The following is a 15,248-nucleotide window of genomic DNA, read 5'->3' as shown; positions in this document are numbered from 1 at the left end:
CGCCGTCGGGGGCCGGGGGCCGGACTCGTCTACCGCGCCGGGGCGGGCCAGGGGCGGCCGGCGAGGGCCGTGGCGACGTGGTGCAGGTTGGCGGCCATGGTGCGGCCGGTGGTGTGGGCCCAGGCGTGGCCCTTCTCCTCCTCCAGGTAGTCGGGGCCCGGCCCCGGACCGAGGTGCCAGTACGTCCACGCCTGGGCGGGGATCGTGTAGCCGATGTCGACCAGGGCACCGCAGATCTCACTGATCACATGGTGGGCGCCGTCCTCGTTGCCGGTCACCACGACGCCGGCGACCCTGCCGTAGCCGGCGGGCCGGCCCTGGTCGTCCGTCTCGGAGATCATGGCGTCCATCCGCTCCAGCACCCGCTGGGCGACGGAGGAGGGACGCCCGACCCAGGTCGGCGACGCGATGATCAGGATGTCGGCGGCGACGACCTGCTCGTGGACCCGCGGCCACTGGTCGCCGTCGCCCATGTCGGTCTCGACTCCGGGGCGCAGGTCCAGGTCGACCGCCCGTACGGTTTCGGTGTCCACCCCGAGGGCGGTGAGTTCGGCCCGGACGACGTCCGCCAGCGCCTCGGTGTTCGACGGTTGCGGAGACGGCTTGAGCGTGCAGTTGATGATCAGAGCTCGCATGGGCTTCGCCTACCCCTTCGACTCCGCCCGATGTGCGCACTCACCCGATCGGCTGGCCGCCCGGGCCGCCGCCCACCCGATCGGCGCCCCACCGGCGGCGGCCCGGCGTCCCGGTTTCACCTCGCGCGCCCAGGGCAGCCGACGCCCCATGGACCAAGGAACCTTCCCCCGGAGCGACAGCACCCTGTCGCTGCTGCTGCACGGCTACGCGTGGCTGCCCGACCAGCGGCGCCGCCGACCGGGCCCGGTGCTGCGCACCCGGCTGCTCGGGCGGCCCGCCGTCGTCCTGCACGGCCCCGAGGCGGTGCGGTTCTTCTACGACGAGCGCCACATCCGGCGCGCCGGCGCGCTGCCGGAACCGGTACTCGGCACCCTCTTCGGCCAGGGCGCCGTCCACGGCCTCGACGGGCCGGAGCACCAGCTGCGCAAGGCGATGTTCCTCGGCCTGCTCGCCGATCCGGGGCGGCGGGGCCGGCTGGTCGAGGACGTGGGCGCGGCCTGGGACGCCGCGGTACCGGCCTGGCGCGATCGCGGCCGGGTCGTCGTGCTGGACGCGGCGGCCGAGGTGCTGGCCGCGGGCGTCGCCCGCTGGGCCGGTCTCACGCTGCACGACGACGAGATGGCGCCGCTCGCCCGCGACCTGGTCGCCATGGTGGACGGCTTCTCCACCCCGGGCCCGCGGCACTGGCGGGCCCGGCTGGCCCGCCGGCGCCGGGAGCGCTCGCTCGCCGAGCTGGTCGAAGCCGTCCGCGACGACTCGCTGCGCGTGCCGGCGGGTTGCGCCGTCCACGTCGTGGCCGCGCACCGGGACGCCGACGGCGAACCGCTGCCCGCGCGGGTCGCGGCGGTGGAGCTGCTGAACATCCTGCGGCCCACCACCGCCGTCTGCTGGTTCACCGCTTTCACGGCCCACGCCCTGCACCGCTGGCCCGAGCACCGCGGACCACTGGCCGAGGGTGACGGCGCCTTCGCGACCGCCTTCGCCCAGGAGGTGCGCCGCTTCTACCCCTTCGCCCCGTTCGTCGGCGGCAAGGCGGCCGCCGACCTGGTCTTCGCGGGCGAGCGGATCCCGGCCGGCACCCTGGTCCTGCTCGACCTCTACGGGCAGAACCACGACGCCGACCTGTGGGGCGACCCCTACCGCTTCCGCCCCCAGCGCTTCCTCGACCGGCCCGCCGACCCGCAGGTGCTGATCCCCCAGGGCGGAGGCGACGCCGCGACCGGCCACCGCTGCCCGGGCGAGGGCGTCGTGGTCGGCCTGCTGGAGTCCCTCGCCCCACGGCTGGCCCGCCTCGACTACACGGTCCCCGACCAGGACCTCGGCATCCCGCTGAGCCGGGTGATCGCCCGCCCCCGCAGCGGCTTCGTCATCGCCCCGGCCTGAACGGGCCGCGCGGCACCCGCGGCGCCCCCGTCCGGTGGTCGGCCTCCAGGTACAGGCCACCGACCACCTGACGGGACCGCTAGCGCGGGGTGGTGTCGTCGCCCACGAACGGGGCGCCGTGGCCGGGCACGATCAGGTCCGCGGCGGCCAGCACCCGCAGCCGGGACGCGCGCAGCACCTCCCGGTCGGGGGCCACCGGGTCGTCCGCCGGGCCGTCCGCGTGCCACCACAGGTCGCCGGCGAAGGCCACCACGCCCGAGTCCGTGCCCGCGAGCAGCGTGATGTCCTCGGGGCTGTGGCCCGGGGTGCGGATCAGCCGCAGCGACGGGGTGAGCTCGTAGCCCTCCGCGTCCCGGTTCGTCCACTGGTCGTCCAGGTACTCCACCTTGTGGTCGTGCACCCGGGCGCGGGCGAAGAGACCGGCGTTCATGGTGTTGTCCGGGTGGTGGTGGCTGAGCACCACGTCGGTGATGTCCTCGGGGCCGAGCCCCAGCTCCGCGAGCGGGACGAGGATGTCGTCGCGGCTCGCCACCATGCCCGGGTCGAAGATCACGTGCCGTCCCGCGTCGGACACGTAGGAGACGGTCGCGGCGACTCCGGGGCCGGTGGAGCCCACGTAGCCGGTGGTCAGGACCTGGTACACGGCGCTGCGGCCGAGCGGTGCGTCTGTCATGGCCCCAGCTTTCCGCGCCTGATGATCATCAACGAGTGGCAGATCTGCCAGTGATCGCAGGATTCGTGCCAACCGTGTGCCACACTGCGCCCATGCCGCCCTTCAAGACCGTCGCCGCGTACGTCCCTCCCGGCGTCGGCATGCTCGCCGTCGGCATCGTCACCGAGGTGTTCGGGCCCCACGGAGCGGCGCTGCCCGGTTTCGACCTCACCCTGTGCGCCGACCGGCCCGGGCCGGTGCCGGCGGACTGCGGCGTGCCGCTGTCCGTCGCGCACGGACCGGACCGGCTCGCCGACGCCGACCTGGTCATCGCCCTGCCCTGGGCCGGTTTCCGCACACCACCGGCCCCCGCCGTGCTCGACGCGCTGAGGACCGCGCACGGGCGCGGTTCCGTGGTCGCGGCCCACTGCGTCGGCACGTTCGCGCTCGCCGCCGCCGGACTGCTCGACGGCCGGCGGGCCACCACGCACTGGCGGTTCGCCGACCTGCTCGCCGACCGCCACCCCGGGATCACCGTGGTACCCGACGCGCTCTACATCGACGAGGGGAGCATCGCCACGGGCGCGGGAGCCGCCGCGGGCTTCGACCTGTGCCTCCACCTGCTGCGGCGGGAGCACGGCGCCGCGCTGGCCAACGCCGTCGCCCGGGACATGGTGCTGCCCTCCCACCGCGACGGCGGGCAGGCCCAGTACCTGACCGCGCCCGCCCCCGAGGACGGCCACGACGAGCGGCTCGCCGACGTACTCGCCTGGGCCCGCGAGCACCTCCACGAGCCGCTGCCCGTCACGGAACTGGCCCGCCGCGCCCTGATGAGCCAACGCTCCTTCGCCCGCCGCTTCACCGCCGCGACCGGCACCACCCCGCACGCCTGGCTGCGCAGCCTGCGGCTGAGCAGGGCCGAGGACCTCCTGGAGACCACCGACCTCCCGGTCGAGGAGATCGCCCGCCGGGTCGGCTACGGCAGCGCCGCCGTGCTGCGCGAGCACTTCGTGCGGCGCCGCGGAGTCCCGCCCCGCTCCTACCGCCGCGCCTTCTCCGCCACGACGTAGCGGACCGCCGGCGGCGTCGCCGGCACAGGGGCGGGGCTCAGGCCGAGACGGTCGTACGGGACAGGGCGGTGCGCAGCGCGAAGACGCCGAGCAGGCCGCCGGACGCGAATCGCTGAGTGGCCATCAGGCGGGGGCGGGCGGCCAGGAATCCCGATACCCGGGCCGCGCCCAGCATGATCAGGGCGTTGACGGAGAGCCCGACGACGATCTGCACACCGCCGAGCTGGAGCAGTTGCGCCCAGTGCGGGCCCGCCTGCGGATCCATGAACGGGGGCAGGAGGGCGGCGTACATGAGGGCGATCTTGGGGTTGAGCAGGTTGGTCAGCAGGCCCGTCGAGAACAGGCGGGCGTCGGAGAGCGCGGGCAGGTCGTGGGCCGGCGCGAAGGGCGATCGGCCGCCGGGCTTGAGCATGCCCCACGCCAGGTAGGCCAGGTAGCCGGCCCCGGCGAGCTTGACCACCGTGAACGCCAGGGGCACGGCGGCGAACAGCGCGGACAGGCCCGCGGCGGCGGCCAGCAGGTAGCACAGGAATCCCACGGCGGTCCCGCTCAGGCTGACCAGCCCCGCTCGGCGGCCCTGGGTGATCGCGCGCGAGGTGAGGTGGATCATGTTCGGTCCGGGGGTCAGGGCCATGCCCAGTTCGACCAGGGCCACTCCCCCTACGGCGGCCGGGCTGATCACTGGTCGACTCCCTTACGTTCGCCGGGAGTTCTGGTACCCGGGGTGGGGCGCCGCCCGGCTGCTCCGGGGCGGCGGCGACGGCGACGGCCGAGCCGTGCCCGCGTCGTCCGGGTCAGGATACGGGCCTGCCGGCCGGTGCCCTCGTGCACCCCTGGCTCCAGCGGATGGACGGCATCACCCGTGCGGCCGCCTCCCCACGGCGTCGCTCGGCCGGTGTGCGCTGTGCGTGTGCTCCGGGCCGCAGGAGTGCGGCGTGGTTAACGTGGCCTGGTGATCGAGATCGCGGGAGCAGCGTGGTGAGCAGCGGCGCGGAGTCCGCTGGACCGCCCCACGGGGGTGACCGGCCGGGGCCGCGGCTGGATCTGGACGACCAGTTGGAGGGCGCCGCCCGGCGGTTGCGCGAGCTGGCCCGGGCGAAGGACCGGTTGCAGGGCCTGTTGTCGGCGGTGCTGGCCATCGGGGGCGACCTCGACCTGCCGGCGGTGCTGCACCGGATCGTCACCACCGCGATGGACCTGGCCGACGCGCGCTACGGCGCGCTCGGTGTGCTCGCCCCCTCCGGTGACTGCCTGGAGCAGTTCATCACCGCCGGTCTCACCCAGGAGGAGCGTGCCGCCCTCGCGGGCATCGACTTCCCCCACGGCCGCGGCGTCCTCGGCCACCTCATCCACCACCCCGAGCCGCTGCGGGTGGACGACATCCCCTCCCATCCGGCGTCGGTCGGGTTCCCGCCCGGCCACCCGCCCATGCGGACCCTGCTGGGTGTCGCGGTCACCGTGCGCGGCGAGATCTACGGCGACCTGTACCTCTCCGAGCGGCGCGACGGCCGGCCGTTCGACCAGGCGGACGAGGAGGTGGTGCGCGCGCTCGCGGGAGCCGCGGGCATCGCCATCGAGAACGCCCGCCTGTTCGGGTACATGCGGGACAGCGCGGAGCAGTTCCAGCGCCTGCTGCTGCCCACCCTGCCGGACCTCGCCCCGTTCTCCGGGGCCGCGGTCTACCGCACCGCCGCCGAGCCGGCGAGCGTCGGCGGCGACTGGTACGACGCCGTCGTCCTGCCGGACCGGGCGTGCGCGGCGGTCATCGGCGACGTCGTCGGCCACGACCTGCACGCGGCGGCCGCGATGGCCCAGGCCCGCAACATGCTCCGCGCGCTGCTCTACGACCGCAGGACCCCGCCCAGCTCCGTGCTCACCCAGCTCGACCGCACCGTCCACGCCATCACCGACCTCCCGGTCACCACCGCGTGCCTGGCCCGGATCGAGCCCGTCGGCGACGGCTGGGCACTGCACTGGAGCAGTGCCGGCCATCTGCCGCCCCTCGTCCTCGCCCCCGACGGCACCGCCCGGTACCTGCGCGCCGAACCGGGGATCCCGCTCGGCGTCGACCCCGGCATCGACCGCCCGGACCACACCCGCCCGCTGCCTGCGGGCGCCACCGTCCTGCTGTTCTCCGACGGGCTCGTCGAACACCCCGATCACCCGATCGACGAACGTCTGGACGCCCTCGCCGCCCTCGCCGCGGCCCACGCCCACCAGCCCCTGGACGACCTCGTCCGCACCCTCGCCGACCGCCATCCCAGCGACGGCCACGACGACATGGCGATCCTCGCCGTCCGCATCCCCGCGCACGGCGGCTGACCGGGTGCCGCGGAAGCGGCCGCCGTCGTCACCCGCCGCCCGGTGGGGCTGGCGGGCCGGGCCCTACCCGCCCGCGGGCTTCTCGGGCGCCGCGCACGGTGGGTCCGCCGGCAGACGGGTGGGCAGGCCGGTCCGTTCGTCGTCGGTGAAGGTCCGGTACCCGATGATGCGGCAGAGCTCGCCGCGCCACGCCCGCGGGTCCAGGACCAGCGGGCCGCCGGGGCCCGAGGAGCGCGCGTAGACGACGGTCCGGCCGTCCCTGGAGGCGTCCATGAAGCGGTACGAACCGTCGATCCCGTCCGTCGGCGCGCCGAACTCGTACGAGTCCTGCGGGGCGCGCTCGCCGACCCGGTAGGTCCGGACGGAGTTGTTGGCGGCGAGCAGGAAGTGTCCGTCGCCGTCGAGGAAGGAGGCGACGAACGAGGTCACCAGGTCCTCGGAGACGCTCTTCAGCGGGCCGAGTTCGCGGCGCAGCGGGTCGCGGCGCCAGAGTTCGACGATCGATCCGCGGCGCATCAGCGCGAAGTAGCGGCCGCTGGGGTCGAACTGGATCGACAGGACGTCCTCGGTGGTCCGGACGGTCTCCCTGACCTTGCCGGTGGTGATGTCGACGATGCGGACCTCGGGGTCGCCCAGCACGATGACGGCGACCTCGTTCGGCCTCGGGCAGGGGGCGATCACGACGTCCGGTTCGCCGTCGGGCAGCAGGGGGGTCACGTCGAACCGGGCGAGTTCCCGGCCGGTGCGCGGTTCCCAGCGCTGCACCACGCTCCCCGAGATGGTGAGGATCTTCCCCTCGGTGTCGAAGAAGTGGGCGAAGCCCCACTTCCAGGACTCCCCCGCGGGCAGGGCCGGTCCCAGGACGGACGGTTCGGGCACGGGCAGCGGCGGGGGCTCGGCGGCCGTGATCGCGGCGACCTCCCGCAGCGTGGCGGCATCGCGGACGGAGACCACGTTCTTCGCCTCCTGGTCGGCGAGGAGGGTGCCGTCCCGGCTGAACCTGAGCGGGCCGGCGTCGCCCGGCTTCCAGTACGGCCGGCGGCGGGCCGCCTCGGCGAGCAGCCGGTCGCTGTCCGCGTCCGCCGCGGGCCGCAGCTGCAGGGCGGAGCCGTCGGCGAGGATGCTGACCGTCCGGGTGCCGTCGGGGGTGAGCCGCTGCTGGCCGACCGACAGGACGGCGGCGCCGGGCGGGAGTTCGGTGTAGGTGATCGCCGATCCGTCCCAGCTGACCTGGTAGAGGCGGCCGGCGGCCTCGGCCAGCCTGTGGGTCCCGTAGGTGTGGCCCTTCGTGGGGACGGTGGCGATCACCTGCCCCCGGTTCAGGTCCACCACGCGGACGGTGTCCGTGTGCTCCAGGGCCACTCGGCTCCCGGTGGCGTCGACCGCCTGGCCGAAGCAGACGTCCGACGTGTACTTCTCGTCCTGCTCGGTGAACGGTCGGCCCTGCGGGGCGCCGTCGGAGATCCGGACCAGGCTCACCGTGGAGGTGTCGTCGCCGCGGCGGCACACCACGGCCGCGTCGCGGTCCCCGGAGAGTTCGAGGTCTTCCACGTCCGCGACGACGGTGCGCGTCGCCCCCGTGTCGGGGTCGTAGGCGAGCAGGGCGCTGTTGTTCCTCCCGGAGCCGGTGCGCCGCATCAGCAGGGTCCGGTCGTCCGCGCCGATCCACAGCGGCCCGTCGTCGCCGCCGCCGTCCTTGGGCGCGGGCGTGGTGCGGACCAGGGTGTCCTGGTCCAGGTCCCACCAGACCAGGTGGTCGAACACCCGGGCCACGATCCGGGTGCCGTCCACCGACATCGACGGGCGCAGGCCCTTGTCGGCTCCGCCGGCCGTACCCGGGGCCACGGGCAGGCGGTGGATCCGTCCGATCGGCTGGTCGGCATCGGCGTCGACGGGGAACCACGCCGCCTTGCCGTCGTCCTGGAGGTAGCCGGCCCGCCGCCCGTCCGCGGAGACCAGCGGGTACCGCACCTGGCCGACCGAGGGCACCTGGACGCTGCGGACGGTTCCGGTGGCGGCGTGCACGAAGAGCGTCGCCCGGCCGTCCTGGGAGGTGGCCAGCACCACGTCGCCGTCACGGCTCGTCACCACGTGGTGGACGGTGCCCAGCAGGCCGGAGACCAGCCGCCCCTCGCCGGCGTGCGCGAGGTACACGCGCAGCAGTTGGTTGCGGGCCTCCTGGGTCGGCGAGGTCCGGTAGGCCGCGAGCGCCAGCATCACCGAGCGGGCGGGGTCGCTGGAGGCCGCGTCCACCGAGGCCTGGGCCAGGGCCCGGGACGCGGCGGTGGCCTCCTGGGTGCGGCTCTCCTGACGGGCCGCCACCAGGAGCGTGCTGGTGACCAGGGCGAGTGCGGTGAGGACGGCGATGACGGACACGACGGCCCGCCGCCGGCGGGTCCGGGAGCGGCGGTGGGCCCGTACGGCCCGCAGGTAGGCGTGCTCGGCGGCGCTCAGGTCGGCGCCCCGCTCGGTCTCCCACCGCGAGGGCCGGTCGGGCAGGGTGGTGCGCGGCGGTGCGGTGCGCCCCGACTCCTCCCAGGCGTCCATGTCGCGGCGCACGGATTCCAGCCAGACCAGGAAGGCGCGGTCCTCCGCCGCCCAACGGGCCAGCCGTTCCCAGCCGTTGATCAGCGCCTCGTGCGCAAGTTCCACCGTCTCGTCGCCCTCTGCGTTGCGACCGGTGACCAACAGGCGGGTGGTGGCGAGCTGTTGGGCGATCCGCCACTCCTCCTCCCCCAGCTCGCCGCGCAGGGCCGTACGACGGGTCGCGGCCGGGGAGCCCGTGGGGACGCGGATCAGCCGGGTGAACAGCCGGCGGGCCGCCGCTTCGTCCGCGGCCTGGAGCTGTTCCTCCCACACCTGGTCGGCGTGGGCACTCAACGCGCCGGTGACGCCGCCCAGTTCGCGGTACGCCCGGTAGGTCAGCAGGCCGCCGCACTGGCCCTTCCACAGCAGGTCGAGGGTGAAGCCGAGCAGTGGCAGGGCGCCCGGTTCGGTGCCGGTGTCCTCCAGGATGCGGTCCACCAGGGCGGGTTCGTAGCGCACGCCGGGGATCCCGTCGATGGGGGCGGTCACCACCTCGCGCAGCCGCTCGGGGCTCAGCGGGCCGAGCGCGTGGATCCGTCGGCTGAGGCGGGGCCCCAACCGGGGGTGGGCCAGTACGAGTTCCAGGAAGTCGGCCCTCAGCGTGGTCAGGACGCGGACGGTGCTCGGCAGCGCGTCGTCGAACAGCACGTCGGCCAGCGCGTCGACGGCGGCCGGGGCGAGGGCCAGCAGTTCCTCGAACTGGTCGACCACGACCAGCAGTCGGTCGCGGCCGCGCAGTTCCAGCACCCGGGCCACCACATCGGCCAGCCCGCCGCCGGCCAGCCGCTCCGCCAGCTCGGCGATCCAGGCCAGCCGGCGGGTCTCCGGGAGCTGCGACAGCGCGGGCTCCAGCAGTGGCAGCAGCCCGGCGGCGAGTGCGGTCAGCGGGCTGCTGCCCGAGGCCGGCCGCACGACCACCGCCTCGGCCCCCGTCGCCCGCAGCAGCGGGACGACCCCGGCCAGGGCCACCGACGACTTCCCGGAGCCGGAGGCACCGACGATGCTCACCCACTGCTCGGCGAGCAGCGCCGAGGCGAGTTCCGCGCTCTCCACCCGTCGGCCGTGGAACAGCGCGGCGTCGGCCTCCTGGTACGCCGCCAGGCCGCGGAAGGGGGAGGGCGGCAGGGCCAGCTCCCGCAGCTGCGGCCAGGCCCGCAGCAGCCCGGCCGTCGGGATCAGGTAGCTGACCGGCGGCTGGCCCGACTCGGCGACCGCCATCATGCCGACCACGCCGACGAGGTGCTCGTCCCAGGCCGGGCCGCCGCTGAAGCCCCGGGTGACCGGGTAGCCCTGCCCGGTGAGGTCGGCCTGCACCCACCCCTGGGCCTGCTCCGCCCGCAGGACGCCCGAGTGCCACACCCCGCCCGGGCGGCCGGCCGGGAAGCCGAAGGCCCGTACCGGGTGCTCCCACACCTCGTCCGTCTCGATCAGCCGGACCGGCCGGCCGCCGGGCAGCGGGGCGTCCAGCCGGAGGACCGCCACGTCCCCGCCGCCGGATTCCCGGGGCGGCATCCAGTGCTCGACGCTCGCGGTCACGCCGGCGGCCACGCCCGCGCCACCGGTGGCGGAGGCGGGCTGCAAGGGCAGGTCGACGTCGAGCCGGGCGGCGGCGGGCCGTTCGTCCGGCCGCAGGCCGAGGGCCGCGGACACCACGTGGGCGCAGGTCAGCGCCAGTTCCGGGGTGACCAGGAACCCCAGCCCCACGGGGTCGCCGCGGGTGTCGCGCACGCGCAGCACGGCCGAGTTGAGGGCCCTCGGGCCGATGCCCTCGGCCGGGCGCGGCTCGGCCGAGGTCATTCCGTCGGCTCCGCCTGCTCCGCCTGCTCGGACGGCTCGGACGGCTCGGACGGCTCCGCCGGCGGGCGGTGCCAGGTGAGCGAGACCTTGAAGTTGGCCTGGGCCGCCGTACTGGAGATGATCACATCGGCTTCGGCGGACAGCGACAGCCCGAACTCCAGGCTGAGTTCGTCGGGCGCGTGGACCATCCCGCGGAAGCCGTCGACGAAGCCCTGCGCAACCGGCCGGATGCCGGTCACCATCTCCCCGAGCGAGCGCGTGGCCCGGGCCACCACCTGGCCCGGTCGCGCCACCCGCACCAGGCCGTCCTCGCCGGCCGGCGAGATCTCGACCCGCACGACGTCCTGCGCCCCGCCGTCGACGTCGACGGGCAACTCCACGTGGTACACGGTGCCTCCCCCTCAGGACTTCCCGGCCCTTCCCGACACCGCGACGCCCTGCCTCGGATCCCCCTGAAAACCTTCCGAGGGCCCCGCGACGCCCCGCCGGATACCGGTCGCGCCGAACGTACAACAGCGCGCCGACGATCGTGCCCGGAACACGGAAACGCGGACGGCGGGGGCCGAACCGGGCGCGGCCCGCCACATGAGCGGCGGGCCGCGACCGATGGCGCCGTCACATCCAGGAGCTGCAGGCCTCGAAGGTCACCCACTGGTGCGAGGAGATGGCGTCCGCGACCTCCCCTCCCCCGCCGCCGACGAACACCCGCTGGGCGAGGTTGCCCACGTACTGGCCCTGCTTCAGACAGGCGTAGCCGTTGCGCCAGGCGTCGCCGCCCCCGGCGTCACGGTAGAACGCCACGTGCACCAGTCCGTTGGCATCCCACGTACCGTTGTTCATCACGGAACTCGCCCGGTCGTTGTCGGAGCCCTGGAAGGGGCCCGACCCGTCCGACCAGTTGACGTCGTTCCCGTAGGCGATGCCGAGGCGCGTGCCGGTGCACCAGGTGTCCTCCCAGGCGATCACGGCACCGCTCCAGCTCGTCCGGTACTGCGAGCAGGTGTCCGCGAGACCGGCTCCCCGGTCGTCGGCCACGGCGGTGCCGGCCGGCAGGGCCGCCATCAGGAGTCCGGCGGCGGCCGCCGCCAGCATCATCCGGGTCCGATTCATGGTTTCCTCCCTTTCACGCCCGCGACACGGTGCCGCGGGCCGTTCGGTGTCAGGCCGTCCGGCCTGTGATCTCCCGGGCGCGAGGCAACGCGGCCCGGGCGAGTTCGGTGCGCTCCCCGAGTGCGGAGCGGTACTGCTCCGGCAGCCGCTCCCGGTACTCGGCCTCCAGGCGCCGAGCTGTGCCGGCCAGACCCGTGGACGCCCCGCACTGTGCCTCGGCCACCGCAAGCGGCGCCTCCGCAGCGGTGACCGCGTCCGGGGCGAGGCCCGCCGCCTTCCGGCGGGCCTCGGCCCGGATCTGGTCCGGTCGTTCGTACGGAAGCCCCGCTGCCGCCATGCACGCGGACCACGCGGCGAGCGCTTCGGTGAACCGCGCGTCGCGGGTGACCTCCGGCACGTAGAGCGGGGTCAGGTTCGCGGCGAGGGTGTCGGCGCGGGTCCAAGCGGCGAGGTCCCCGTAGAGCCGCCGGCCGGCCTCGCCCTCGCAGCCGCCGAGGCGGCTGACCGCGGTGCCCCCGCCGGGAAGGTCGATGGAGACTTCCGGGGTCCCGGCTCCGCCGCGCAGCGCCGCCGCGTACGCCCGCTGCCGCTCCTCTGTCAGCTCCCGGACGTACGCGGCGTTCGGGTTGGCGTCCCTCTCGCCGGCGGCCCGGGCGAGGCTGCCGCCCCCGTAGCCGTGGGCGCGGGCCCACGCGGTGTCGTCCAGGACGAATCCGAGCGGCCGCAGTCCCTCGTCGCCGGTGGTGGGCACGGCCCAGTAGTGGAAGCCGCGCTCGGTCATGCAGTCCGCGACGAGCCGCTGTTCGGCGTCCCGCAGGAGGGCGTTCTCCGCCTCACTGAGCGGTGGCGCCGACCGGGCGGCGGCCGGCGGGCCGGAACTGGTGCCCGAGGTGCAGGCGGCCGCGAGTACGGCGGCCGCGGCCAGCGGCGCGACGATCGCCAGGACGGGACGCGGGGGCCGGCCCCGCGGTGGGTGCCGGTGCATCTGCCGTGTCCACCGCGCCCGTTCCTACGGCTTGTAGATGCGGTCGATGTGCGCGTACTCGTCGGTGGAGATCTTGTGCCAGCCCGGGCCCCAATGGACCCAGCGGTTGCCGAAGGGGGCGGTGATGAAGACGTCCATCTTCCGCTGGGTCGGGACGTAGATGCCGTCCACGTCGCCCCATCCCTCGGTGTTCGCGTGTCCGTTGAGGCGACGGATGGTGTGCTGGATGTCGCCCCAGTTCATGGTCACGGAAACGGTCTCGGAAGTGCGGTTGTAGACGGTCCCGCAGACCCCGAACACGCAGCCGCCGAGGACCCCGGCGTTCGCGGCGGCCGGGTGGCCGGCCTGCGTGCCCGGGTCGGGAGCGGCGGCCGCGGGAGTGGCGGGCAGAGCAACGGCGGTGCCGATGAGGGCCACGAGGCCGACGGCGGCGGTACGGAAGCGCATGTGGGTCCTTCCTGGACGCATGGTGGTTCGCGTGGAGAGGTCGCGCCGGCCGACGGGAGCGCCGGGTCGGCGGGGCTGTCCGGTCGTGCTCGGCCGGCCCGGCGGCCATCCTCGGCGTGCCGGCCCGGCCCGGACAACGACACCGGCGTCCCGAGCTGCGGTGGGACGCTCCCACCCCCGCCGACCTGGCGTTTCACCGGAAACGCGGGACGCCCTGTGGAATGCTGTCCGCGACGACGATCGCCACCGGGGGGATGACGATGGATCGAGAGACCGGCATGCGCGAGCTGGCTGCCGCCCTGACACGGCTCAAGGACCACAGCGGGCTCAGTTACCAGGAGCTGGCCAGGCGCACCTTCACCGGCCGGACCACCTTGCACCGCTACTGCACCGGCCAGGGGGTCCCTGGCGGCTACGACGTGATCGCCCGGTTCGCCCGCGAGTGCGGCGCCCAACCCGACGAACTGAACACCCTGCTCCGGTCCTGGCAGGCGGCCACCGGCGAGGCCACGACCGCCCGCACGGAACCGGGCGTGGAGGCGGAGCAGGGAGCGGGAACGGGAGCGGAGGAGTCGCCGGCATCGCTGCCCGCCGCCGAGGGCCCGTCACCTCACCGCGCGACCCGCCGTTCCGGGCGGCACCGGGCCGCCGTGGCGCTCGCCGCGCTGTCGCTCCTCGCCGGCACGGCAGGCAGCATCCCGGCCGGAACCAGCGCTCCGTCTCGGCTCCCGGCCGCCGCGGCCACCGCCCCGGCCGCGTCGAGCTGGGCGGACGCGCCCGTCCCGGTGCCCCGTACGGCCTTCGGTGTCACCCTCAACAGCAGCTCCGGTGCCACGCCCACGTTCCGCGTGGGGAGCGTACGGCTGTGGGACAGCGAGACCCGCTGGTCACAGCTCGAACCCCGGCGCGGCATCTACGACTGGTCGACCCTCGACCGGCTTCTCCAGGGAACCGGGGAGGCCGGGCTGCCGACGCTGTTCGTGTTCGGCGGAACGCCCGGCTGGGCCGCGCCCGGCGCGCGCCGGGCCGCCTACCCCGAGGATTCCAGGGCCGCGCCGCCGGACGACCTGGCGGACTGGGATGCCTTCGTCAGCGCCCTGGTGGAGCACGCGCGCGGACGCATCGAGGCCTACGAACTATGGGTGATGGCCAATCACCCGCACCACTTCAACGGCCCGACCGAGACACTGGTGGAGATGGCCCGGCGGGCGAGCCGGATCATCCGCGCCGGTGACCCCGGAGCCCTCGTGGTCTGCCCGTCGGTCACCGGACTATGGGAGCCGGCTGCCGAAGCGTTCGTACGGCGCTTCGCCGAGCTCGGCGGCTACCAGGACTGCGACGCGGCCGGGGTGAAGCTGTACCAGCGCCGGGTCCAGGACCCCCCGGAGACCATGCTGGAGGCCGTCCAGTCCGCCTACCGCAGCTTCCACCGGGCCGGGGTCCACCTGCCGTTGTGGAACACCGGGACCACCCAGACGCTGCCGCTCAACGATCCGCTCGACCCGCAGCGGGCGGCGAACCACGCCGTGCGGTTCTACCTCACCGGCCTGTACGGCCGCCGGTACGGCCTGGAGCGGATGTACTTCTACGCCTGGGGGAACAGCACGCTGCCGATCGTCCTGCAGCCCGAGGGTCGACCGCCGACGACCGCCGCCCTGTACGTGGAGCGGCTGCAGCACTGGCTCGCGGAGGCGAGTCTCACGGGATGCGGCCGGGGTGCGCAGGTCGCGCTCCCGGAGAACGTCTGGCAGTGCGAGTTCACCATGCCGGCCCCCGGCGGACCACCCTCGCGGGTCGTCGTCCTGTGGACCGACGCCGGAGCGGCCGAGACCACGGTCGGACCACGCCGGGCCGTGGTGCACGACCTCGACAGCGGGTCCCACGAGGTGGACGGACAGCATCCGTTGCGGATCACCGAACGACCGGTCCTCGTCACCTACGGCTGACCGGGAACGGCAGCGGTGCGACAACTCCGGCCGATTCCCGACGGCTGAGGGCTGGACGACCCGCGACGAGTCCCGACTTGGCGGTGGACTGGTCTTCGGCCGGCACCGAGCCGCCCGGCTCGCGCATCGGCTCGGCCTCCAGCGCGTAGTCGCCGGTCGTGAACTGCGCGCGACTGGTCTCCTCGACCAGCTCCCGTGGCTCGGCCACGATCTGCGCACACCCGGCCGCGCTGACACCATCGGCCAGGCTCGATGAGAACGCGACCCGTGAAGCGCGCGGGAGGCCCGGCCCTCGCGGGGCCGGGCCTCCGTGG

13 protein-coding genes are annotated in these 15,248 nt (G+C 74.8%); 4 read left to right on the top strand and 9 right to left on the bottom strand.

Annotation, left to right across the window (positions count from 1 at the left end; translation table 11 throughout):
• Positions 1-29 precede the first annotated feature (29 nt).
• Entirely contained in the window at positions 30-635 is a 606-nt protein-coding gene (locus tag ACIQI7_RS21185; RefSeq protein ID WP_401112195.1) for a flavodoxin family protein, read from the bottom strand.
• Between ACIQI7_RS21185 and ACIQI7_RS21180 the strand changes: the two genes are divergently transcribed.
• Entirely contained in the window at positions 619-2,019 is a 1,401-nt protein-coding gene (locus ACIQI7_RS21180) for a cytochrome P450 (protein ID WP_401112192.1), read from the top strand. The genes ACIQI7_RS21185 and ACIQI7_RS21180 overlap by 17 nt on opposite strands.
• Positions 2,020-2,098: 79 nt before the next feature.
• Here ACIQI7_RS21180 and ACIQI7_RS21175 read toward each other — a convergent pair whose 3' ends face one another.
• Positions 2,099-2,692 carry an MBL fold metallo-hydrolase gene (locus tag ACIQI7_RS21175; protein ID WP_401112189.1) on the bottom strand — a complete coding sequence of 198 codons (594 nt, stop codon included), beginning with the start codon at positions 2,690-2,692 and terminating at the stop codon, positions 2,099-2,101.
• Positions 2,693-2,784: 92 nt separating this feature from the next.
• Between ACIQI7_RS21175 and ACIQI7_RS21170 the strand changes: the two genes are divergently transcribed.
• The gene (locus tag ACIQI7_RS21170; protein WP_401112187.1) at positions 2,785-3,741 is read left to right on the top strand and encodes a GlxA family transcriptional regulator; all 957 of its coding nucleotides are present in this window, start codon (positions 2,785-2,787) and stop codon (positions 3,739-3,741) included.
• Positions 3,742-3,778: 37 nt separating this feature from the next.
• Here the strand turns inward: ACIQI7_RS21170 and ACIQI7_RS21165 are convergent, their stop codons facing one another.
• Positions 3,779-4,423 carry a LysE family translocator gene (locus tag ACIQI7_RS21165; protein ID WP_401112184.1) on the bottom strand — a complete coding sequence of 215 codons (645 nt, stop codon included), beginning with the start codon at positions 4,421-4,423 and terminating at the stop codon, positions 3,779-3,781.
• 296 nt (positions 4,424-4,719) lie between these two features.
• Between ACIQI7_RS21165 and ACIQI7_RS21160 the strand changes: the two genes are divergently transcribed.
• A complete protein-coding gene (locus tag ACIQI7_RS21160; protein WP_401112181.1) occupies positions 4,720-6,063 on the top strand; it encodes a PP2C family protein-serine/threonine phosphatase in 1,344 nt (447 codons plus the stop codon).
• A 63-nt stretch (positions 6,064-6,126) separates the two neighbouring features.
• On the opposite strand, the gene ACIQI7_RS21155 is transcribed toward ACIQI7_RS21160, so the two are convergent.
• The 5 genes from ACIQI7_RS21155 to ACIQI7_RS21135 all read right to left on the bottom strand — a co-directional run bounded on the left by ACIQI7_RS21155 (position 6,127) and on the right by ACIQI7_RS21135 (position 12,988).
• On the bottom strand, positions 6,127-10,446 hold the full coding sequence (locus tag ACIQI7_RS21155) for a hypothetical protein (RefSeq protein ID WP_401112179.1): 4,320 nt from the start codon (positions 10,444-10,446) through the stop codon (positions 6,127-6,129).
• Positions 10,443-10,826: a CU044_2847 family protein gene (locus ACIQI7_RS21150; protein ID WP_401112176.1), complete on the bottom strand. Its 384-nt coding sequence runs from the start codon at positions 10,824-10,826 to the stop codon at positions 10,443-10,445. Before ACIQI7_RS21150 ends, ACIQI7_RS21155 begins: the two co-directional genes overlap by 4 nt.
• Before the next feature lie 235 nt (positions 10,827-11,061).
• Complete coding sequence (locus tag ACIQI7_RS21145) at positions 11,062-11,556, bottom strand: hypothetical protein (RefSeq protein WP_401112173.1); 495 nt, start codon at positions 11,554-11,556, stop codon at positions 11,062-11,064.
• Positions 11,557-11,605: 49 nt separating this feature from the next.
• Positions 11,606-12,541, bottom strand: a complete 936-nt coding sequence (locus tag ACIQI7_RS21140; protein ID WP_401112170.1) for a hypothetical protein — start codon at positions 12,539-12,541, stop codon at positions 11,606-11,608.
• Positions 12,542-12,565: 24 nt separating this feature from the next.
• Positions 12,566-12,988, bottom strand: coding sequence for a hypothetical protein (locus tag ACIQI7_RS21135; protein ID WP_401112167.1), 423 nt, complete (start codon positions 12,986-12,988; stop codon positions 12,566-12,568).
• Between the two features lie 260 nt (positions 12,989-13,248).
• On the opposite strand from ACIQI7_RS21135, the gene ACIQI7_RS21130 reads away from it, so the two are divergent.
• A complete protein-coding gene (locus tag ACIQI7_RS21130; RefSeq protein WP_401112165.1) occupies positions 13,249-14,934 on the top strand; it encodes a helix-turn-helix domain-containing protein in 1,686 nt (561 codons plus the stop codon).
• Here the strand turns inward: ACIQI7_RS21130 and ACIQI7_RS21125 are convergent.
• Positions 14,921-15,142, bottom strand: a complete 222-nt coding sequence (locus ACIQI7_RS21125) for a hypothetical protein (RefSeq protein ID WP_401112163.1) — start codon at positions 15,140-15,142, stop codon at positions 14,921-14,923. The genes ACIQI7_RS21130 and ACIQI7_RS21125 overlap by 14 nt on opposite strands.
• Positions 15,143-15,248: the final 106 nt, after the last annotated feature.

Origin of the sequence: Kitasatospora sp. NPDC092039, assembly GCF_044756065.1 — a bacterium.
Lineage (GTDB): Bacteria > Actinomycetota > Actinomycetes > Streptomycetales > Streptomycetaceae > Kitasatospora.
The sequence above is the reverse complement of the archived record's forward strand: the minus strand, read 5'-3'. Positions and strand labels throughout refer to the sequence as shown.

Bases quoted from the DNA above. Each gene is read 5' to 3' on its own strand.
- ACIQI7_RS21180 (WP_401112192.1), top strand. From the start codon at position 619: ATGATCAGAGCTCGCATGGGCTTCGCCTACCCCTTCGACTCCGCCCGA.
- ACIQI7_RS21185 (WP_401112195.1), bottom strand. From the start codon at position 635: ATGCGAGCTCTGATCATCAACTGCACGCTCAAGCCGTCTCCGCAACCG.
- ACIQI7_RS21175 (WP_401112189.1), bottom strand. From the start codon at position 2,692: ATGACAGACGCACCGCTCGGCCGCAGCGCCGTGTACCAGGTCCTGACC.
- ACIQI7_RS21170 (WP_401112187.1), top strand. From the start codon at position 2,785: ATGCCGCCCTTCAAGACCGTCGCCGCGTACGTCCCTCCCGGCGTCGGC.
- ACIQI7_RS21155 (WP_401112179.1), bottom strand. From the start codon at position 10,446: ATGACCTCGGCCGAGCCGCGCCCGGCCGAGGGCATCGGCCCGAGGGCC.
- ACIQI7_RS21145 (WP_401112173.1), bottom strand. From the start codon at position 11,556: ATGAATCGGACCCGGATGATGCTGGCGGCGGCCGCCGCCGGACTCCTG.
- ACIQI7_RS21140 (WP_401112170.1), bottom strand. From the start codon at position 12,541: ATGCACCGGCACCCACCGCGGGGCCGGCCCCCGCGTCCCGTCCTGGCG.
- ACIQI7_RS21135 (WP_401112167.1), bottom strand. From the start codon at position 12,988: ATGCGCTTCCGTACCGCCGCCGTCGGCCTCGTGGCCCTCATCGGCACC.
- ACIQI7_RS21130 (WP_401112165.1), top strand. From the start codon at position 13,249: ATGGATCGAGAGACCGGCATGCGCGAGCTGGCTGCCGCCCTGACACGG.